Below are 2,987 nucleotides of genomic sequence, written 5' to 3'. Positions count from 1 at the left end.
CGTGGGGGCAAAGCCAAAAGACTACCGACTATTGGTTGGGATTCGTTACTTGAACGCCAGCGACCTGTTGCTCAAGGGAATGAAGACTCTGCATCAGGACAACAACCCGTTCCACTTCCTCGTTAGCCTCCGCAGCTTCATTGAATGCACGCGACGAGGCATCTGGTTTCTCGTGTGGGCAAGCAACGAACAGTTGAAGTCCGCCGAGCATTTGACGTTCAAGCAAGCCGGTAGCCCATCCTTGACCAAGATGGATGCTATGCTCACCAAGGCCATGGGAGCCGGGAATGTGTCGCGTCTCACCGATATCGTGGACGGATTCAACGAGCCCTTCATCGACTGCCTACATGCCATGACGCACGGGAATCCTGTGTCCGTACGCTTTCCGGCAATGGAACTAACCAAGCTATTCGACATCCCGAGGTTTGTGGAACGGGCTGAGCACGAGCAAAACATTTTCCGGCTGCTGGTTTATCGGCGCCTAACCAAGATGCCTCAGGGTGAAATCTGGAACGTACTGAAGACCGCTCACGATAAGCCCCAGCTGCTACGCCAAGAGGTATTGAAGGCGGATGCTGATCTTAAGAAGAGTGGCATTAAAATCGCGTGGAAGTCACTGTAGGGGAACCAGCAACACGGTTCTCAGTCACAAAAGAGTTGCCAAAAATTGTTCTTGGCGGTGGTGTAGCCCGTATACCAAATTGGCGGGTGGCCCGGCCTAAGCCCTCTGGACGCGAGTTCCCAACATGATCCGGGGTGCCACAAACCTCCCTTATGAGATTTGGAAGAAAAGTCTCTTCCATGCCAATTCCTCCCACGAGGGCGCCAAAAAAAACGTAAGATGGGCGGCATGAAACTTCATATCTGCGTCACTGCTCTAATTTTTCCAATCTGCGCTTCTTTGGCCTCTTGCCAAAATATGGATGTAAAGATCATCCAACGCCAAAGCGCTGAAACCACCTACAACTATGTGGTCGCCGGGTATTCCTCATCAACCTCAAATGGGAGTGTGAATTGCAATGCGTATGGAAACACGGCCAATTGCTCGGGTTCAAGCACAACTCAGGGATACACCGCTCCGGCCCGCGAAGTCTCTTTCAACGTTATAGGAGCAACCTATTCTCTCTTGCTGCCGGACGGTCGGGTCGTGATCGTAAATTGTGTAAGTAAATTCCAGGAACGCATGGCAGGTGCTGCTGGAAACCACAGAAGTTGTCGAATGCCCCTTGTGGACGAAATTCAGGCTGATTTCAAGGGGAAGAAGGCGAAACTCTCCTGGGTTGTCAGTCTGGACGGAAAAAAACGCGAATCAGAGACCTACTCAATTCTTGCGGTGCTCCCGAAGAAGTAGACTTTCCCGCTCGTCTGCCATCCGTTGTCATGCACCCCTCTCGCGCCCTTGGTCGCTCACCGCTGCCCAACCCCTCACCCTCGAAAAATCGCCCCTACCTATATAGTCAAATTGAATCGTGACTCACCCTCTCTGGACTCGACGCAAATTTCTCAGCCGCGCAACCGGCGCTGCGACCTCTCTCGCAATTCCTTCGCTCGCAGCCTCCCCGCTCGCTCTCAGCGCAAACGCATCGCCGCTGCGGGGACGCTTCATCACCCATATCTCCGTCGTGCGCGTCAACCAGATTGAAGTCTCCCCCAACCGCTCCATCGGGCAGGACGAGTCCCCGCTCAACAGCCCGCAGCATATTCGCTCGCGCCGCGAAGCCTTCGCCCGCGGCTGTCCCAACGGCAAAATGACATGGGCCATCAGCTGGCTCGCGCTCAACGATACGCGCAGCGAATATCAGCAGGCGCGCCGCCTGCTCGCGTCCTATCACGACCGCTTCGGCGACGAGATCACCTTCATCCCCGGCGGCTACTTCGCGCCCATGTATAACACTCGCGAGCAAATTCGCGTCACCATCCACCAGGCGCTCCAGCTTGTGTCGAACATGGTCGGCAACGGCTATCGTCCGCAGTCTCTGATCGCCGGATTTATGGATGCGGAAAATCAGCGCTTCCTTGCCACCGAAGAAGGCATTCATGTCTGCCAGGGCCAGATCTGGAGCCAGCACGGCATCGACAACGGCGATGGCGACGGCGGTATCTGCTACCCCTACTATCCCAGCCGCCAGCACTATCTAAAACCCGCCCAGGGCCACGCCGACTTTATCGATTGCGTCTGCCTCGACGGATGGACCTGCGATTTTCTCGCCGCCCGTCGCAACGGCTTTCAAGGCGGATTCAACAGCCGCATGGGCGTCGGCCCCATCGAGACCGTCGGCAATCTAGGCCAGCAAGCCGGCCGTCGCGAGATGATGGCGACCACCGCCATGCACTTCGATCGCGGTCACGCCCTCAACGGCTTCGGCTGGGTCACCGGCATTTGGGAAGTATCGATCGGCCACGACGACGACCTTACCTGGTGGCTGCAGTCCGTCCGCGAACGATGGCCCGACACACAAGTCCTCACCGAAGGCGAGTTCGGCATGAAGTGGCGTCGTCATAATCCCGACAACAATTCGCTCAACTATCGCTTCGATGCCAAAGGCACCGGCGCACCCGGCTCCGAAAAGGATCTTGAAATCCTCTGGTACATGAATGACGAGTTCCGCCTGGCGCTGCTGCAGAACTGGGTCAACGACGGCCCACACATGGTGATCGACTTCACCCGCTATGATCTGCCCGCGCACGAACCTCAGCAACCACAACGCGAATGGAGCCTGGTGAACGTCCTGAATCAGAAACAAACGCGCCCGCAGGATAAACCCATCCGGCTCGCCCAACTATCGCCGGCAGATCAGCACCGAATCTACGCCCGCTATCCGCAGCTCCAGCAGTGAGCCTGACCGCCTAGAGCATTTTCACAGTTAGTGTGATGTGCCGAGGCGGTGGCTGAACCAGGCGACTGCGTTGTCTGGGGTGATCTGGGGCAGCAGTTCGGTAATGGCTTGGTCGAGCGCCTCTTGGCTGCGAGCCTGGGCCGAACGAAG

The 2,987-nt window shown here is 56.8% G+C and carries 3 protein-coding genes; all 3 read left to right on the top strand.

Features of this window, described 5'->3' with window-relative positions:
- Nucleotides 1-622 (top strand): hypothetical protein (locus VMU57_RS21515; protein ID WP_325387198.1); only part of this gene is annotated, 622 nt, incomplete at its 5' end.
- Between the two features lie 219 nt (nt 623-841).
- Nucleotides 842-1,351 (top strand): hypothetical protein, encoded by a 510-nt coding sequence (locus VMU57_RS21510; RefSeq protein WP_325387196.1) that lies wholly within the window; start codon nt 842-844, stop codon nt 1,349-1,351.
- A 118-nt stretch (nt 1,352-1,469) separates the two neighbouring features.
- Entirely contained in the window at nt 1,470-2,837 is a 1,368-nt protein-coding gene (locus VMU57_RS21505; RefSeq protein WP_325387194.1) for a DUF3863 domain-containing protein, read from the top strand.
- Nucleotides 2,838-2,987 lie beyond the last annotated feature (150 nt).

Origin of the sequence: Edaphobacter sp. (genome assembly GCF_035532915.1) — a bacterium.
GTDB lineage: Bacteria > Acidobacteriota > Terriglobia > Terriglobales > Acidobacteriaceae > Edaphobacter.
This window is presented reverse-complemented; position numbering and strand designations above follow the sequence as displayed.

Coding starts and splice junctions, on each gene's coding strand:
- VMU57_RS21510 (WP_325387196.1), top strand. CDS start 842: ATGGGCGGCATGAAACTTCATATCTGCGTCACTGCTCTAATTTTTCCA.